Origin of the sequence: Robertmurraya korlensis NBRC 107688 (assembly GCF_001591645.1) — a bacterium.
Lineage (GTDB): Bacteria > Bacillota > Bacilli > Bacillales > Cytobacillaceae > Robertmurraya_A.
On record NZ_BCVH01000025.1, the window covers coordinates 42,558 to 58,540 of the forward strand.

Genomic DNA, 15,983 nt, shown 5'->3' on the forward strand with positions numbered 1-15,983 from the left:
TCCTGTTCCTTAAACTCGGAGTACCTTCATTTAAAGTTTCCTAGCTTACAATATATCCATCCAAATCTTTATCGTTGTTGCTAAAATGAGTATTGCGAGGACTACTTGGAGAATCTTTGTGTTTACCTTTTTCCCTGCCATCGCCCCTAGTGGTGAGGCAATTAAACTAGCTATGACCATGATTAAAGATGGCCAAAATTCCACTTGCCCGGTTGTGATTTTCCCAACAGTCGCACCGATTGAAGAGATAAATGTAATGGCAAGTGAAGAAGCGATTGTCATACGAGTTGGAATTTTTAATACTACAAGCATGATTGGTACTAATAGAAAGGCACCAGCAGCTCCGACAATTCCAGACCCTATCCCAACGATAAATGCAAGGATCGCTGCCAGCCATTTATTAAATGTCACTTGATCTAATGGAATATCATCTAGGCCCTTTTTAGGAATGAACATCATAACAGCTGCAATTAATGCTAAAATACCGTATACGATATTAATTCCACCTTCGGTCATTAGCTTTGAACCAAAGCCTCCAATAAAGCTACCAATTAAAATACTTGCTCCCATATATATGATGAGCTTTTTATTTAAAAAGCCACCCTTCCGGTAAGCCCACACCCCACCGATCGTTGCAAAAAACACCTGAACAGCACTAATTCCTGATACTTCATGAGCACTAAAAGCTGCTAGACCGAATAATGGTGGAATGTATAATAGCATCGGATACTTAATGATTGAACCACCAATTCCTAGCATTCCAGATATATACGAACCTATAAAACCAATTAAAAAGATGGTAATAATAAATCCTAAATCCATCATTTCCCCCCCTTTGAAAAGCGAAAGCGCCAATCATGACGCTTTAGCTCAAACCATTTTTAGAAAAAGGGAACCCCATCTGGTTCCCTTATAAATCAGCCCTTTTTAATCCAAAATTTTAAAACGGCATCGTCTTCTTCGTGTTTGATTAATTCATGACCACCTGATTTTGCCCATGCAGCAAAGTCATTTTTTGCCCCTTTATCGGTTGCATGAACCTCTAACACCTGACCGCCTTCTAATTCGTTTATTGCTTTCTTCGCTTTTACAATCGGCATTGGACAAGCCAGTCCTTTTGCGTCTAATACTTTATTAGCATCCATTTTATTTCCACCTATTAAGATTGTTTTATCGAACCGCACAACGGTTTGGTCCGATTTCCATTTCCCGTTGTCGTTCTTCGTCTGGAGTGATTTTCCCCATATTTGTTTCACGAATTTGTTGATATGCATTTGGTTGTGGTGGCAGGTTTTCCGTTACCACTCTTCTAAATTCATCTTCGTCTGCAATATTTAAACCGTGGTTTTTCTCAAATAGTGTTCCTAGCTTTTCTGACACACTTCCATCTTCATTTAACTCATCAATGATCATAAAATGGGCTGGAAGTACGATTAACTCCTCAGATAACTCTCTGTAACGCTTGTATAGACTTTCTCGTAAATCTACAACCCAATCCTGTGCCAGACCTGCTAAATCTGGTCTTCCAATCGAATCGATGAACAAGATATCTCCTGAGAGTAAAAATTTCTCATCCACAATAAAGGAAGTTGATCCGATTGTGTGTCCTGGTGAATACAATGCATGGATATTGATTTTCACATTTCCGATTTCTACATCATTGCCACCTTCTAATGGTTGGTACGTAAATGTAACTTCCGTTGCATCCTTTGGAGGTAACCAGTACGTTGCATTTGTTTTTTCAGCAATTACTCTTCCACCAGAAATATGATCGGCATGAAGGTGAGTATCAAATACATGAGTGATCTTTGCTCCGATTGAGTTGGCAAAATCAAGGTACGTATCTGTCATACGAGTAGAGTCAATGATAGCTGCTTCGCCATTTGATACGACCATATATGATAAACAGCCTTTTCCGATACGAACGAACTGATAAATTTCTCCACCGTCTTTTAAATCTCCAACCTTAACTGGTTCTAAGTGTTCACTCCAAGATTTCATTCCACCAGCTAGATAAGACACACTGCGTCCTGCTTCAGAAAGCATGTCAGCTACCATGATAGATGAACCTTCCTTGGCACAAACAACTAATACCTCTTTATCAGTAGGTACTTTATCAAGAATTTCTTCTACCCCATCTAATAGATCAAAGTACGGTACATTTAGATATTCAAAATTTTCGCCTTCAATTTTCCAATCTTGAAATGCATCTACATTACGTACATCTAAGATGAAAAATGCTTCTTTATTAAATACTATCTTCGTCACTTCTTTTGCCGTCATTGCTTGAACAGTCATTTTTTACCCCCTAGAGTATAATTGGTTTTAAAAATTTTTTGATTAAAAAGTAAACGTAGAGCTTCTTAATTATTGATACGATCCGTTGTTCCAGTCCATTGACTCATTCCTGGAATAACATTTAGTACGTTTGAAAATCCGTTTTCAGCTAGTTTCTGTGCTGCTAAATCGCTTCGGTTACCTGTACGACATACGATATAGATGGTTTGATCTTGGTTTAATTCATTCAGACGAGCTTCTAACTCACCAAGTGGAATAGAAATCGCATTTGGAATATGATTAAATGCATATTCTGCCGTTTCTCTTACATCTAGAACCATCATGTTTTCATTTGCTTCTAGCTTTGCCTGTAGTTCCTCATTTGTCACTACATTTGGATGTTTTCTTTCAATTGTTTCATCGTTTGATGACTTTCTTAGATAGTGTTTTAACACATCTCCTTCTTCCAAAGTACCTAGGTACTGCTGTCCTGTACTTTCAGCCCAAGCTCTTAAGTCTGCCTTAGTCCCCTTATCTGTTGCTTGAACCTCCAGTACTTGCCCTGCTTCTAATCCAGTCATTGCTTTTTTTGTTTTAACAATCGGCATCGGGCATGCCAATCCCTTTGCATCAAGAGTGACGTTTGCTTTTAAGTTCTCCATAAGTTACCTCCGATTTTATACCATATAGGGTATATTTTATGTTAAAATTTTTTCTGTTTTCCCTTCCCAAGCAATCATACCACCTGTCATATTAATGACTTTGTATCCATAGTTTTCTAGAAATTGTGAAGCACTACCACTTCTACCACCAGAACGACAAACCATGATATATTCCTTTGTTTTATCTAACTCATGCATGCGGAACTCAATAAGGCCTAGTGGAATGTTTATTGCTCCAGGAATTTTTCCGACTGCTACCTCATCTACTTCACGCACATCGATAATGTCTATTGCTTTTCCTTCGTTTAATAGCGCTTCTACTTCTTTTGCTGTCATTGTTTGCATTATCTATTCCTCCCTTATCTTATGACAAGAAGCTCATGCCACCTTTTACATTCGTTATTTTTATAAACCCTAATTTTTTTAGGATTTTGCTAGCTTTTTGACTTCTCATTCCGCTTTGACAAATGACTACAACCTCTTTGTCTTTCGAAATCTCATTTGATTTTTGAGAAAGTACCTGTAGTGGAATGTTCTTAAAGCCTTTAATGTGGTTCCCTTTAAACTCAGCTGGTGTTCGCACATCCACAAATTGTTTATCTTTATCTTTTAATTCCTTATTTAATTCAGCTGCTGTTATATGTCTAACACCCTTTGTCGGCATCATTCTTTGGATAGTGAGTAGCAAGAACAATCCAATGAGAATGTAATTTACATATTCCATATTATTCTCTCCTTATTGATAGGGGGAACTCCCTTAAATAAATAGATTCACATTCCCATCTTCTGCATCAGCCAAATAAGCAGCTACACCCGCATATTCAACATTTTCAAGAAGCTCTTCTTCTTTAAGGCCTAATAGATCCATTGTCATCGTACATGCCACTAATTTCACATCTTGCTCTTGTGCCATTTCGATTAACTGAGGTAGGGACATTGCGTTGTGCTTTTTCATAACACCTTTAATCATTTTTGGACCCATACCTGCAAAGTTCATTTTAGAAAGACCCATCTTATCTGCGCCTCTTGGCATCATTTTTTCGAACATCTTTTCCATGAATCCTTTTTTCACCATCATATTTTCCTCTTTACGTAGAGCATTTAAGCCCCAAAACGTATGAAAAATGGTTACTTCATGGTCATAAGCAGCTGCACCATTTGCAATAATATAAGCAGCCATCGCTTTATCGTAATCTCCACTAAATAACACAATCGTAGTCTTTTTCTTTTCTGACATACTGCTACCTCCTAGGTTTCCATATTTACTTACATATACCCGTATAGGTATATTATTTTCTAAAAAAATACACCTTTTGTTTTAATGCCTTAAACACCGTTTTACCCCCACGGGTATAATATTAAATAAATGACTCAATGATGTCAACCCTTTTTATCTACTGTTCACAAGCAGGTTAACCGCTTCTTTGATCAGATCCTCTGCATTTGTTTCTTCGTTTTCATTAGCTTTTTGTACACAGTCAACTAAATTAGAACTTACAATGACACCCATTGTACGATCCACAGCCGTTCGAACAGCTGATAATTGTGTAATCACTTCTTTACAATCCTTATCTTCTTCCATCATTCGTAAAATTCCTCTAAGTTGCCCTTCTATACGCTTTACTCTATTTTGGATTTGAGTATTGTATTTCATATCCCTACCTCCTTCTAACAAAGGGTTTTTATACTAAGTTTATCTTCTTTTAATAGTTTTGAATGATGACTAGCAAGGGTATATCCAATCACTTGAAACCCTTTCTTACGTAAAAGACGAATACCCACATTTTTTTCTAGATTGTTTGAAGCAATAATATATAGTTGACGATTGGGTATGTCAGTGCTAAATCTATTGAGATAAGCAACAGGTATATTTATTGCAACTGGTATAGAGAATTCACTTGATTGGTTATAATCTCTTATGTCAATGATAGTGGATTTTGTTTCAATCTCTTCTCTGGGAATATAAACTACAGAGAAAACCGGAAAATACCTTTCAAATAACACATACCCAATCACTAACAGTAGAATGGTTACAAAAGTAATCTGAAATACCTCCTTAGTATTTATCGATATGTACATAATATACCCCATTGGGTATAAAGTCAATTAGGGAATTTTTACCTCATTAATAAAAAACGCATGACTCATATTCTTGAGTCATGCGTTTACTAACTTATTTCTTTTTAATCCAAAACTTAATCAGCTTATCATCTTGCTCCGTTTTTAGGATAGTGTGACCAGCGTTTTTTGACCAAGCAGGTAAATCATTTAATGCTCCTTTATCTGTTACATGAAGCTCTAGTACCTGACCACTTTTTAAAACCTCAATTCCTTTTTTCAACTTTACGATAGGCATTGGACAGGTTAAACCACTAACATCTACCATTGAATCCACTTGTAAGTCCTTGGTAGTTTCTTCGATAACCGTTTCTCCAAAATCGTTCGTTTTTGTTTTAACTTGCTTGGCTATATTGCTTCCAAATACGGACGAATAGGTCTTCCAGCCACCATCTACATTCTTTACTTTGTATCCGTTATTTTTTAGAATACGGCTTGCTAAATACCCTCTTAATCCTACCTGACAGCTTACATACACGGTCTGATCTTTAGGAACTTCATCTAGTTTATTTCTGAGTTCATTTAACGATATATTTATTGAACCGTCAATATAGCCAAATTCACGTTCCATTGGTTCACGAACGTCAATTAGTAAGCCACCTTCAGCAACGATTTGGTCTACTTCGTGCCACTGAATATGTTCCAATTCACCATCCATAATATTTGTTGCCACATAACCAGCCATATTGACCGGATCTTTTGCTGATGAATACGGTGGAGCGTATGACAATTCTAAGTTCGTTAAGTCTTCTACGGTTAATCCACCTTTAATCGCTGTAGCAATAACATCCATTCGCTTATCAACCCCATCTGCTCCAACCGCTTGTGCACCAAAGATTTTTCCTGTTTCCTTGTCAAAAATCAACTTTAGAGACAGGGGTGCAGCTCCTGGATAATAGCCAGCATGAGAGCTTGGGTGAATATGAACGACTTCGTAAGATACCCCTAACCGTTTTAGTGTTTTTTCATTATTCCCAGTTGCGGCAACGGTTAAATCAAACACCTTTGCAATAGAAGTCCCCATCGTTCCTTGATATTTCTCTTTTTTACCCATGATATTATTAGCAGCCATTCGCCCTTGACGGTTTGCAGGACCAGCAAGTGGAATCATTGCCTTTGTGCCACTAATATAATCTACTACCTCTACGGCATCACCCACTGCGTAAATATCTTCATTAGAGGTTTGAAGATACTCATTCACAATGATACCTCCACGCTGTCCTAATTCAAGACCAGCTGTTTTGGCCAACTCATTTTCAGGAATGACTCCGATAGATAGAATGGTCATTTCTGTAGAAATTTCCAAACCATCAGAGAGAATGATTTTCTTTCCTTGATCTTCAAACGCTTTTACCCCATTTTCTAGAATGAGTTGAACTCCTTTTTCTTTTAAATGAGTGTGTAAAATACTCGCCATTTCAAAATCAATTGGTGCCATAATTTGATTGGCCATTTCAATAAGTGTTACTTCAATTCCTCGATCTACTAGGTTTTCTGCCATTTCAATACCTATAAATCCACCACCAATAACAACCGCCTTTTTAGGTTGTACGGTATCTACATAGTTTTTTATTTTATCAGTATCTGGGATATTTCTTAATGTAAATAATGTCTCATTTTCCTTTAGCCCTGGAATCGATGGAACGATTGGTCTGGCTCCAGGAGATAATAGTAACTTATCAAAGGACTCTTCATAAACTTCCCCATTTTGAAGGTTCTTTATGGTCACCCGCTTGTTATCTGGATCAATGCTCACTACTTCACTTAAGTTACGAATATCTAACTTAAAGCGTTCTGACATACCCTCGACGGTTTGTACCAACAGCTTGCTTCTATCCTTAATCGTTTCCCCGATATAATAAGGTAATCCACAGTTCGCAAATGAAATATGCTCACCACGTTCGAAAAGAACGATTTCTACATCCTCACTAATTCTTCTTAACCTTGCTGCTGCTGTTGCGCCCCCAGCAACTCCGCCTACGATAACCACTTTCTGTGTCATATCTATTCCTCCAACATTTTATTTTTATATAAACAACTAGTTATTACTAAGTTTAAAGTAATTAAAAATACCTATATGGGTATTATAGAATATAAAAAAATAATGTAAACCCCATTGGGTATAAGTTCACTTTTTCTTCACAATCACTCCCTATGGTAATCGTAACTCCCCTTTAGATACCTACTATGCGTTTGAAAGAGGGGTTAAAAGAAGTTAATAATGTCGATTATAGTTTAAAGAAAATATAGCTCATTACAAAAAATGTCTACCACCTAAAATTTCTAGTGGTAGACATTTTTTTAATAGTATTTACTCAACCGTTACTGATTTGGCAAGGTTTCTTGGCTTATCTACGTCACACTCACGGTGCAAGGCTGCATAGTAAGCAATCAGTTGGGTTGGAATGACAGAGACTAAAGGTGTTAAAATTTCGTGCACTTCTGGAATAACGAAACGGTCTTCTTCCATTTCTAATCCCTTCATGGAAATAATACAAGGATTTGCTCCACGAGCCACTACCTCTTTCACATTTCCACGAATGCTTAAGTTTACACTTTCTTGAGTTGCTAGAGCAATGATTGGAGTACCATCTTCAATTAAAGCAATCGTTCCGTGCTTTAATTCTCCCCCTGCAAAGCCTTCTGCTTGAATATAAGAGATTTCTTTTAGCTTTAGTGAAGCTTCAAGAACAACAAAGAAATCGATTCCACGTCCGATGAAGAACGCGTTTCTAGTAGTTGATAAAAACTCACGAGCGATCGCTTCGAACTCTTCTTTAGAATCGCAAAGTACTTCAATAGCATTTGCCACAATTCCTAGCTCATGGATTAGATCAAAGTTTACTTCTAGGCCGCGTTTTTTACCAATCACTTCTGAAAGAATAGATAGGACAGCAATTTGAGCTGTATATGCTTTCGTTGAAGCTACAGCAATTTCAGGACCTGCATGAAGTAGTAACGTGTACTCCGCTTCACGGGATAATGTAGAGCCTTGAACATTAGTAATAGTCAATGTTTTGTACCCAAGCTTTTTCACATGGACAAGAACTTGACGACTATCAGCTGTTTCTCCACTTTGAGAAATGAAAACGAATAATGGGTTAGCAGATAACAATGGTGTGTTATACGCAAACTCACTAGCAATATGAACCTCAACTGGGATTTGTGCAATTTTTTCAAGTAACTGCTTTCCTACTAATCCTGCATGATAAGAAGTACCCGCAGCAATAATATATACTCGATCAGAACCTGCTACTGCGTTCACAATGTCTTGGTCAATGGAAAGCTGTCCTGACTCATTTTGGTACTGTTGGATGATTTTACGGATAACCGCTGGCTGCTCATCAATTTCCTTCAACATATAATGAGGGTAAGTGCCTTTTTCGATATCACTTGCATCTAGCTCTGCTGTATAAGGGGCACGAGCAATGGATTCACCTTCAAGGTTTTGGATGGTTACTTTATCTTTTGTAACAATCACTACTTCCTTATCCATCAGTTCTACATATTGGTTAGTTACTTGAAGCATTGCCATAGCATCACTAGCTACTACATTAAACCCATCTCCAAGACCAACTAATAGAGGACTTTTATTTTTTGCAACGAAAATCGTTTCATCGTTTTGTGCATCTAGCAGCGCTAAAGCATATGAACCCTTTAACAGCTTTAAAGTTTTACGAAAAGCAGCTTCCACTTCAAGACCTTCGTTCACGAATAACTCGATTAATTGAACAATGACTTCTGTGTCTGTGTCACTCTCGAAGTGTACATTTGGTAGATACTCTTTCTTTAATAAGTCGTAGTTCTCGATTACTCCATTGTGAACAAGAGTTAAGCGGTTTGTTGAACTTTGATGTGGATGTGCATTCACTTTACTCGGTACGCCGTGCGTCGCCCAGCGCGTATGACCGATACCAGTATTTGCCATTACATCTAAATCAACAATCTCACGTAAATCCGCAATACGTCCTTTTTCCTTAAATACATGGACTCCATGATCGTTCATTACTGCAATACCAGCAGAATCATAACCTCTATATTCAAGCTTTTCTAGCCCTTTTAATAGTATTTCTTTTGAGTCATTATTTCCGATATATCCAACGATTCCACACATAAGTGTAATTCCTCCTAATATACGGAGGCAAGTTGCTAACGAGGGCAGACTTGCCCCCTAGTCTCTGTAAGATTTATTGTTAGCTTTTATTGGTTTAAGCATTCTTTTTCCCTTTGTCCATCCGGTTACCCTGATGATTTTTAGAAAAAGCATACGATTGTGCTTAACAATCGGGAGGCATCCGCCGAAAAATCGATAAACCTCCTCCTCGTCAACTAGCTGCTCTTCGTCCATCAGCTAGTTCAGGCGCTTTAAGTTTCCTTGTTTTATTAACCTCTATCCTCCTCCCAAATTCTTTACAAAATCAGGATAATCATACAATATGGATAGGCCTTCGTCAACAAAAAACTATGTGACATCAGGCATCCCATATATAAAAAATATGCATGAGGGGTTGTAAACGTTCCCCTCACGCATATTTTTACCAGCTTTATAGTCCCATTTCTTCCTGAACAACGGTAGAAATACGGCTTACATATGCCTCACAAAGCTCCTCTGTTGGTGCTTCTGCCATTACCCGGACAAGTGGTTCCGTACCTGAAGGACGAACAAGGATCCGTCCGTCACCGTTCATTTCTGCTTCTACCTCTGAAATGATGGCACTTACCTTCTCATTGTCTGTAACATGGTACTTATCTGTTACACGAATATTGACAAGTTTTTGAGGGAATTTTTGCATTTCTCCTGCAAGCTCTGAAAGTGGCTTCTTTGTAATTTTCATAATGTTTGCTAACTGTAGGCCAGTAAGCAACCCATCTCCTGTTGTATTGTAATCGAGGAAAATGATATGCCCTGACTGTTCACCACCTAGGTTGTAACCCGTCTTCTTCATTTCTTCAACAACATAACGGTCACCAACAGCCGTTTGAACACTTTCAACTCCGTGACCTTCCAATCCTTTATAAAACCCAAGATTACTCATTACTGTCGAAACGACCGTATTATGCTTTAACCTTCCTTGCTCCTTCATGAACTTAGCGCAAATATACATAATTTGATCTCCGTCAACAATGTCTCCATTTTCATCGATTGCAATTAATCTGTCCCCATCACCATCGAAAGAGAGACCTACATCCGCTCCTTTTTCCTTAACAAACGCGGAAAGTGCTTCAGGATGTGTAGAACCTACTCCCTCATTGATATTAAGTCCATTTGGAGATGCTCCCATTGTTGAGAGATCTGCATCTAGGTCAGCAAATAAATGTGTAGCAAGTGAAGAGGTTGCACCGTGAGCACAATCTAAAGCAATATGTATTCCCGTAAAATCCTCATCAACCGTTTGTTTTAAATATTGAAGATACTTTTGTCCACCTTCAAAATAATCATTAACTTGTCCTAGGTCTGAACCAACTGGTCTAGGCAATTCATCTTTTTCTAGGTCCATTAAGTTTTCAATCTCAAGTTCTTGCTCATCAGAAAGCTTGAAACCATCTGGTCCAAAAAACTTAATCCCATTATCCGCTACCGGATTATGAGAGGCTGAGATCATTACACCCGCTTGTGCTCCAAGTGCTTTTGTTAAGTAAGCTACTCCCGGTGTAGAAATTACTCCTAAGCGCATGACCTCTGCACCGATAGATAAAAGTCCTGCAACAAGTGCTCCTTCAAGCATATGTCCTGAAACACGAGTATCACGTCCAATGATCACCTTTGGACGTTCTTTATCCTTTGTTAATACATAACCACCAAAACGTCCTAGTTTAAATGCTAATTCTGGTGTTAACTCACTGTTTGCTACTCCTCGCACCCCATCAGTACCGAAATATTTACCCATTAAAAGATCTCTCCTTAATAATTGTTGTGCATCTATGCTTCACGTTTTGTAATCGATATTTTTGCTGTCTGTTGGTTTATCGTCCAATTAATATTTTTTGGTCCAGTGACATTCAAGTCTACACTATGTTCTCCTTCTCCTAAACCCGCTAAATTAAGGATAACGTCAAAGTCACTTTCTTTTAAGGAACCCACTATACTGGTATCACCTGTTGCAGTTATTGAGACCGTTCCATCAACAGGCTCTTTATACGATACAGTTAAATCAGCAGCCAATCCATTCGCTTTGATTGGAATGTTAGAAAAGGTTATATCCTCTGCTCGGCTAACGTTTATAATCACATCCACTGTTTGTGGATCCACCTTAACAATTCCCTCGGATATAATGACCGGTAATGTTAGAGTGGTATCATCCGTTATAGAACTAACATCTACCTCCACACGAACCGATTCTGTCTTGGCTAATATATCTGCCTTCGCAAGTATTGTTGCTTCAGTTAGGCCTAAATTTATGGACTCTATCGTTACCCCATCTGGGGGAGTCCCCTTTTCTACAATTTTAATTGGTACTTCCTTACTGGATGCCTTTACAGGTATGGTAACTTCGACGGTATCTGTTTCAAGAATGACATCAAGCTTATTTAGTTCTTGATCCAAGACCAATATTTTTGCTTCCTTCGTTACAGTATCCTCCACTTTGCCTTCTAAATCTATCGTTGCTTTAACGTAAGTGATTTTTTCAATTACATCTTTTGCGCCGGTAATTTTTACTTTATTAGGCTTAACGACAGCTTGCTCAGCGGTATAACCATCAGAAACTAAACTTGCATTGTATTCAGGCTCCACCTTGAACTCCTGGGTTACCTTTTCCTGTAAAGATACATCAGCATAATCGGGCTCAATTTCTACCGTAAGTCTGTCAGAAACATCTTTTATTTCAATAGGTACACGTTGCTTTCCAATCTCTGCCTCTGATAAATCTACATACACTTCAAATGAGCGAGATGTCTTTGCTTGCTGAAGGAGGTTCTTTGGGCCACTTAACTTAATCGTTACCGTACTAGGAATGCCACTCACAACTAGATTTTCAGTATCGTAATAGCTTTTTACAGGTACATCTGTGATCGTTTCCGTTTCGGTTTCCTGTGGTACATTAATAGCTAAGTCTTCCCCGTCGTAAACATATACGAAAAGCAAAAAGGCTAATAACAAGGCAACAACCCTAATAAACCATCGATTATCAATAAGTTTATCGATCAAATTATCCATTCTTTTTTCCCCTCCAATTCCATAGAGGTGTGGAGGCTTGCTTTGGCTTCATTGGAGAAATAAATTCATTTGCTAACATTTGCTTAAACTGCTCAAGCTTCAAGTCACGATGAAGCTCTCCATTTTTGGTAAGGGAGATTGCTCCTGTTTCTTCAGAGACAATAACCGTCACACTATCTGTCACTTCACTAATACCCAAAGCCGCACGGTGTCTTGTTCCTAGTTCCTTTGAAATAAAGGGACTTTCTGATAATGGAAGATAACAGGCAGCAGCAGAAACCACATTCTTTTGAAGGATTACTGCACCATCATGAAGCGGAGTATTTGGTATAAATATATTAATTAACAGCTCTGAGGAGATTTTCGCTTGTAATCCAATTCCTGTTTCTATGTAATCTCCCATACCAGTTTCTCTCTCAATTGACATTAATGCACCGATACGTCTTTTAGCCATATAATCAGTTGCTTTCACTATTGCTTCTACCATTTTTTCCTGTTCTTCCTCTTCTGGAATCCCTGTTCGAGAGAAGAACCTCCCACGACCTAGCTGTTCAAGTGCTCTTCTAAGCTCTGGCTGAAAGATAATAATAATTCCAAGAACTCCCCAAAGTAATACTTGTTCCATCATCCAATTCAGTGTCTTTAAACTAAACCAATCACTGATCACTGTAACCATTAATATAACAAATATCCCTTTAAGCAGCTGGACGGCCTTAGTACCTTTAATCACCATGATCAACTTATAGATCACGTACCAAACTAGGAGAATGTCAATGGTAATGGACAAGTATTTCAAAACATCGAAATCCGCTATCGACATTGCACTTCCTCCAAATATATATTTCATAGCATAAAGCTAATAATTTTTGTTTAACTTTCTTATTATAACATAAAATTGAAATGACAAAAAAATAAGAAAAAATTAGTCACTCCTATTCGAGCGACTAATTAATTAAAAACACTAATAAGTTCTTTGCTAGTTTTCTTTATATGATACCAAATCCAGTCAAACACTTCATTTACTACTTTAATTTCACCGGTAACATTTCCTGCAGAGGCCATATAATTTTCTCCATTTATTACGGTTACATCACCTTCAACCTTTCCCTCAACTTGAAGGTCACCATTTCTAACTGTAATATCCCCTTTAATCACTTTCCCCTCAGGAACAATAACCGTGTTATTATGAACAACTAAATCGGGTTGCTTGGTTACTGAAAACTCGTGATCTTTGTTCCAAGTAGATAATAAGCTACCTGTCATTAATATGATAAAAAGGGATGCAGCAGTCAACAAGGGATGATGTCGAAACCACCTGTTCACGCCTACTCTTTTTCTTTCTTTAGGTAGTCTTGCCATTACATTTTCAGTAAAATTACTTGGTGCTTGTATATGAGACGTACTCTGTACTAATGCAATTGCTTTCTCTAACTCATGAAAATAATTTTGACATTTTGGGCAGGTCTGTAAATGCTTTTTTAGTAATTGCTCATCATGCTCATCAATTTCTTCATCAAGATATTCATGCATATACAAGACAATGTTATCTGGACACTTCACTTATTTTCACCTCTCATTAAACATTTCTTAACTGGTGTCGTAATGCTTCCCTACCCCTATGGATCCTAGTTTTTACTGTGCCTAGTGGGATATCAAGAATCTCACTAATTTCATTTAATGAAAGTTCTTCAATGTATTTTAAAACAATCACCGATCGATATTTTTCCGGTAGCTTAGTAATTTCTCGCTGAATGGTCTCTTGTAATTCGAGACTCTCTATTTCATCCTCGGGAAGAATCGTGTCTGCGGCAACCTGAGAATACATAGTCAGTCCATCAGTCCCTGATACTTCTGCATCAAGATAATAATCTGGCTTTTTTTTCCGAATTCTATCAATACATAGATTAGTTGCAATTCTATATAACCATGTTGAAAACTTCAAATCAATATTAAAGCTTGATATGTTAACATATGCTCTAATGAATGCCTCTTGTGCCATATCCTCTGCTTCATGTCGATTTCCGAGAATTCGAAAACATAGTTGAAAAACTTTATCCTTATATATCTCAACAATTTCCCCGTATGCACTTTGGTCCCCTTTTAACACTTGTTTAATTCTTTTTTTTATCAGTGCTTCCATTCCTATACCTCCGCTCTAATGCGGCTACTCGATAATACGTATCGATACCGGAAAAGGTTTCATTTCTTTAAAAAATTTTTCTCCACTACACATTTTAACAAATTTTTACTGTAATTTGTTTAAAAATTTAGGCTGGGGGAATAAATGTAGAAATTAGGTATTATTATCATCATTACGAATAGGAGTGGTGCAATTGAATAAGCAATCACTGTTAAAAGACATTGAAGCTCATCGAAACGAAATGGTGACCCAAGCAACTCACTCTTCATTAAGCAATGATAAAGTAATTAAACTTAGTAAAAAGTTGGACAATCTATTAAATAAATACGATCGTTTACTTAAAAATAGCAGCAACTCTTAATGAGAGCTGCTGCTAACGTTTTTATAATAGTTTTTCGCCAAATAACGAACCCATTAATGCAACAGCAACTGATGCTGTTTTATTTTTATCATCTAAAATAGGGTTCACTTCCACAAATTCAGCAGATGTAATAATCTTTGATTCTGCTAACATTTCCATGGCCAAATGGCTTTCTCTGTAGCTAATCCCACCTGTAACAGGTGTTCCTACACCTGGTGCATCATGCGGGTCAAGCCCATCTAAATCTAAAGAGAGGTGCACGCCGTCCGTTCTCTCTTTTAAATACTGAATCGTTTCATCCATCACCTTTGTCATACCTAAGCGATCAATTTCATGCATCGTATATACTTTTATACCAATCTCTTTTATTAACTCTTTTTCTCCCTCATCAAGAGCTCTTGCACCTATCAAAACAACATTTTCAGGTTTAATTTTAGGTTCAAAGCCTCCAACACTCGTTAATAACTCATGTCCTATCCCAAGACTTACAGCCAATGGCATTCCGTGAATATTGCCTGACGGAGAAGTTTCAGCTGTGTTCAGGTCTCCATGTGCATCATACCAAATGACCCCTAAATTATTATAATGCTTGGAAACTCCAGCTAACGTTCCAATGGCTATACTATGATCTCCCCCAAGTACAAGTGGAAATGATCCTGACGAAATTGCTTGATTGACTTCCCTTGATAAGGCTTCATTTTTTTCGGCAACAAGATATAAATTTCTCAGGTTGGATTGTTCGTCTATCACAACCTCTGGTCTACCAATTGGAATATCCCCTAAATCATGAACTTCATCAAAAAGGTTTCGTAATCTTTCAACAACCCCGGCATACCTAATAGCACTTGGCCCCATATCTACCCCACGTCTCATTTGGCCAAGATCCATTGGCATTCCAATAATAGATAGTTTTTTCATCCTCTTACCCCCTGTTCGTTCTACTTCTATTGTATACATTTCTATGCCTATGACTCAACTCGACAAAATTACGCATAAATATGCAGTCTATATCCAATATTCTGAAAGAAAGGAATACAAAAAAACCTTAGGAAATCTCCTAAGGTTTCAATGAGCCATGAAGGACTCGAACCTTCGACCCTCTGATTAAAAGTCAGATGCTCTACCGACTGAGCTAATGGCTCGTATATATTGTCCAGCTCCGAAAGCTAGCCTCTCGGGGTCATAAGCCAAATCACTCCAGAAGGCAGGCCTTCCTGCGTGACTCGTCTTATGCCTGTCGAGGCTGAACAAGCTTTCTACGCTTTTCTA

The 15,983-nt window shown here is 37.8% G+C and carries 18 protein-coding genes and 1 tRNA gene; 1 reads left to right on the plus strand and 18 read right to left on the minus strand.

The window, feature by feature from the left end; translation table 11 throughout:
- Positions 1 to 45: 45 nt before the first annotated feature.
- From BKO01S_RS20895 to sigW, 16 genes are all read right to left on the minus strand, one after another.
- On the minus strand, positions 46 to 822 hold the full coding sequence (locus BKO01S_RS20895; RefSeq protein WP_066059121.1) for a sulfite exporter TauE/SafE family protein: 777 nt from the start codon (positions 820 to 822) through the stop codon (positions 46 to 48).
- Positions 823 to 917: 95 nt separating this feature from the next.
- Entirely contained in the window at positions 918 to 1,145 is a 228-nt protein-coding gene (locus tag BKO01S_RS20900) for a sulfurtransferase TusA family protein (protein ID WP_066059124.1), read from the minus strand.
- A gap of 25 nt (positions 1,146 to 1,170) precedes the next feature.
- The gene (locus BKO01S_RS20905; RefSeq protein ID WP_066059126.1) at positions 1,171 to 2,298 is read right to left on the minus strand and encodes an MBL fold metallo-hydrolase; all 1,128 of its coding nucleotides are present in this window, start codon (positions 2,296 to 2,298) and stop codon (positions 1,171 to 1,173) included.
- A gap of 65 nt (positions 2,299 to 2,363) precedes the next feature.
- Positions 2,364 to 2,939: a sulfurtransferase TusA family protein gene (locus BKO01S_RS20910; RefSeq protein WP_066059130.1), complete on the minus strand. Its 576-nt coding sequence runs from the start codon at positions 2,937 to 2,939 to the stop codon at positions 2,364 to 2,366.
- 36 nt (positions 2,940 to 2,975) lie between these two features.
- A complete protein-coding gene (locus tag BKO01S_RS20915) occupies positions 2,976 to 3,284 on the minus strand; it encodes a rhodanese-like domain-containing protein (protein WP_066059132.1) in 309 nt (102 codons plus the stop codon).
- A gap of 19 nt (positions 3,285 to 3,303) precedes the next feature.
- Entirely contained in the window at positions 3,304 to 3,663 is a 360-nt protein-coding gene (locus BKO01S_RS20920) for a rhodanese-like domain-containing protein (RefSeq protein ID WP_066059135.1), read from the minus strand.
- A 33-nt stretch (positions 3,664 to 3,696) separates the two neighbouring features.
- Positions 3,697 to 4,176, minus strand: coding sequence for a DsrE/DsrF/DrsH-like family protein (locus tag BKO01S_RS20925; RefSeq protein ID WP_066059137.1), 480 nt, complete (start codon positions 4,174 to 4,176; stop codon positions 3,697 to 3,699).
- A 153-nt stretch (positions 4,177 to 4,329) separates the two neighbouring features.
- Positions 4,330 to 4,593, minus strand: a complete 264-nt coding sequence (locus BKO01S_RS20930) for a metal-sensitive transcriptional regulator (RefSeq protein ID WP_066059140.1) — start codon at positions 4,591 to 4,593, stop codon at positions 4,330 to 4,332.
- Between the two features lie 14 nt (positions 4,594 to 4,607).
- Entirely contained in the window at positions 4,608 to 5,018 is a 411-nt protein-coding gene (locus BKO01S_RS20935) for a rhodanese-like domain-containing protein (protein ID WP_066059143.1), read from the minus strand.
- A 94-nt stretch (positions 5,019 to 5,112) separates the two neighbouring features.
- Positions 5,113 to 7,059 carry a CoA-disulfide reductase gene (locus BKO01S_RS20940; protein WP_066059146.1) on the minus strand — a complete coding sequence of 649 codons (1,947 nt, stop codon included), beginning with the start codon at positions 7,057 to 7,059 and terminating at the stop codon, positions 5,113 to 5,115.
- Positions 7,060 to 7,368: 309 nt separating this feature from the next.
- Positions 7,369 to 9,171: a glutamine--fructose-6-phosphate transaminase (isomerizing) gene (gene glmS, locus BKO01S_RS20945; protein ID WP_066059149.1), complete on the minus strand. Its 1,803-nt coding sequence runs from the start codon at positions 9,169 to 9,171 to the stop codon at positions 7,369 to 7,371.
- A 430-nt stretch (positions 9,172 to 9,601) separates the two neighbouring features.
- Positions 9,602 to 10,945 (minus strand): phosphoglucosamine mutase, encoded by a 1,344-nt coding sequence (glmM, locus tag BKO01S_RS20950; RefSeq protein ID WP_066059152.1) that lies wholly within the window; start codon positions 10,943 to 10,945, stop codon positions 9,602 to 9,604.
- A 32-nt stretch (positions 10,946 to 10,977) separates the two neighbouring features.
- Positions 10,978 to 12,213, minus strand: coding sequence for a CdaR family protein (locus BKO01S_RS20955; RefSeq protein ID WP_066059157.1), 1,236 nt, complete (start codon positions 12,211 to 12,213; stop codon positions 10,978 to 10,980).
- A complete protein-coding gene (cdaA, locus tag BKO01S_RS20960) occupies positions 12,206 to 13,033 on the minus strand; it encodes a diadenylate cyclase CdaA (RefSeq protein ID WP_066059160.1) in 828 nt (275 codons plus the stop codon). Before cdaA ends, BKO01S_RS20955 begins: the two co-directional genes overlap by 8 nt.
- A gap of 128 nt (positions 13,034 to 13,161) precedes the next feature.
- Positions 13,162 to 13,773 carry an anti-sigma factor family protein gene (locus tag BKO01S_RS20965; protein WP_066059162.1) on the minus strand — a complete coding sequence of 204 codons (612 nt, stop codon included), beginning with the start codon at positions 13,771 to 13,773 and terminating at the stop codon, positions 13,162 to 13,164.
- 16 nt (positions 13,774 to 13,789) lie between these two features.
- The gene (gene sigW, locus BKO01S_RS20970; RefSeq protein ID WP_066059166.1) at positions 13,790 to 14,353 is read right to left on the minus strand and encodes an RNA polymerase sigma factor SigW; all 564 of its coding nucleotides are present in this window, start codon (positions 14,351 to 14,353) and stop codon (positions 13,790 to 13,792) included.
- Positions 14,354 to 14,540: 187 nt separating this feature from the next.
- Here sigW and BKO01S_RS24080 point away from each other — a divergent pair, with 187 nt between their 5' ends.
- Entirely contained in the window at positions 14,541 to 14,714 is a 174-nt protein-coding gene (locus tag BKO01S_RS24080) for an aspartyl-phosphate phosphatase Spo0E family protein (protein WP_232311290.1), read from the plus strand.
- A 21-nt stretch (positions 14,715 to 14,735) separates the two neighbouring features.
- On the opposite strand, the gene rocF is transcribed toward BKO01S_RS24080, so the two are convergent.
- Both rocF and BKO01S_RS20980 read right to left on the minus strand, forming a co-directional pair.
- Positions 14,736 to 15,632, minus strand: a complete 897-nt coding sequence (gene rocF, locus BKO01S_RS20975) for an arginase (RefSeq protein ID WP_066059168.1) — start codon at positions 15,630 to 15,632, stop codon at positions 14,736 to 14,738.
- Between the two features lie 151 nt (positions 15,633 to 15,783).
- Positions 15,784 to 15,856: transfer RNA gene (locus BKO01S_RS20980), tRNA-Lys, on the minus strand.
- Positions 15,857 to 15,983 lie beyond the last annotated feature (127 nt).

Excerpts from the sequence above, each read along its gene's own strand:
- BKO01S_RS20895 (WP_066059121.1), bottom strand. The coding sequence starts at position 822 with ATGGATTTAGGATTTATTATTACCATCTTTTTAATTGGTTTTATAGGT.
- BKO01S_RS20900 (WP_066059124.1), bottom strand. The coding sequence starts at position 1,145 with ATGGATGCTAATAAAGTATTAGACGCAAAAGGACTGGCTTGTCCAATG.
- BKO01S_RS20905 (WP_066059126.1), bottom strand. The coding sequence starts at position 2,298 with ATGACTGTTCAAGCAATGACGGCAAAAGAAGTGACGAAGATAGTATTT.
- BKO01S_RS20910 (WP_066059130.1), bottom strand. The coding sequence starts at position 2,939 with ATGGAGAACTTAAAAGCAAACGTCACTCTTGATGCAAAGGGATTGGCA.
- BKO01S_RS20915 (WP_066059132.1), bottom strand. The coding sequence starts at position 3,284 with ATGCAAACAATGACAGCAAAAGAAGTAGAAGCGCTATTAAACGAAGGA.
- BKO01S_RS20920 (WP_066059135.1), bottom strand. The coding sequence starts at position 3,663 with ATGGAATATGTAAATTACATTCTCATTGGATTGTTCTTGCTACTCACT.
- BKO01S_RS20925 (WP_066059137.1), bottom strand. The coding sequence starts at position 4,176 with ATGTCAGAAAAGAAAAAGACTACGATTGTGTTATTTAGTGGAGATTAC.
- BKO01S_RS20930 (WP_066059140.1), bottom strand. The coding sequence starts at position 4,593 with ATGAAATACAATACTCAAATCCAAAATAGAGTAAAGCGTATAGAAGGG.
- BKO01S_RS20935 (WP_066059143.1), bottom strand. The coding sequence starts at position 5,018 with ATGTACATATCGATAAATACTAAGGAGGTATTTCAGATTACTTTTGTA.
- BKO01S_RS20940 (WP_066059146.1), bottom strand. The coding sequence starts at position 7,059 with ATGACACAGAAAGTGGTTATCGTAGGCGGAGTTGCTGGGGGCGCAACA.
- glmS (WP_066059149.1), bottom strand. The coding sequence starts at position 9,171 with ATGTGTGGAATCGTTGGATATATCGGAAATAATGACTCAAAAGAAATA.
- glmM (WP_066059152.1), bottom strand. The coding sequence starts at position 10,945 with ATGGGTAAATATTTCGGTACTGATGGGGTGCGAGGAGTAGCAAACAGT.
- BKO01S_RS20955 (WP_066059157.1), bottom strand. The coding sequence starts at position 12,213 with ATGGATAATTTGATCGATAAACTTATTGATAATCGATGGTTTATTAGG.
- cdaA (WP_066059160.1), bottom strand. The coding sequence starts at position 13,033 with ATGTCGATAGCGGATTTCGATGTTTTGAAATACTTGTCCATTACCATT.
- sigW (WP_066059166.1), bottom strand. The coding sequence starts at position 14,353 with ATGGAAGCACTGATAAAAAAAAGAATTAAACAAGTGTTAAAAGGGGAC.
- rocF (WP_066059168.1), bottom strand. The coding sequence starts at position 15,632 with ATGAAAAAACTATCTATTATTGGAATGCCAATGGATCTTGGCCAAATG.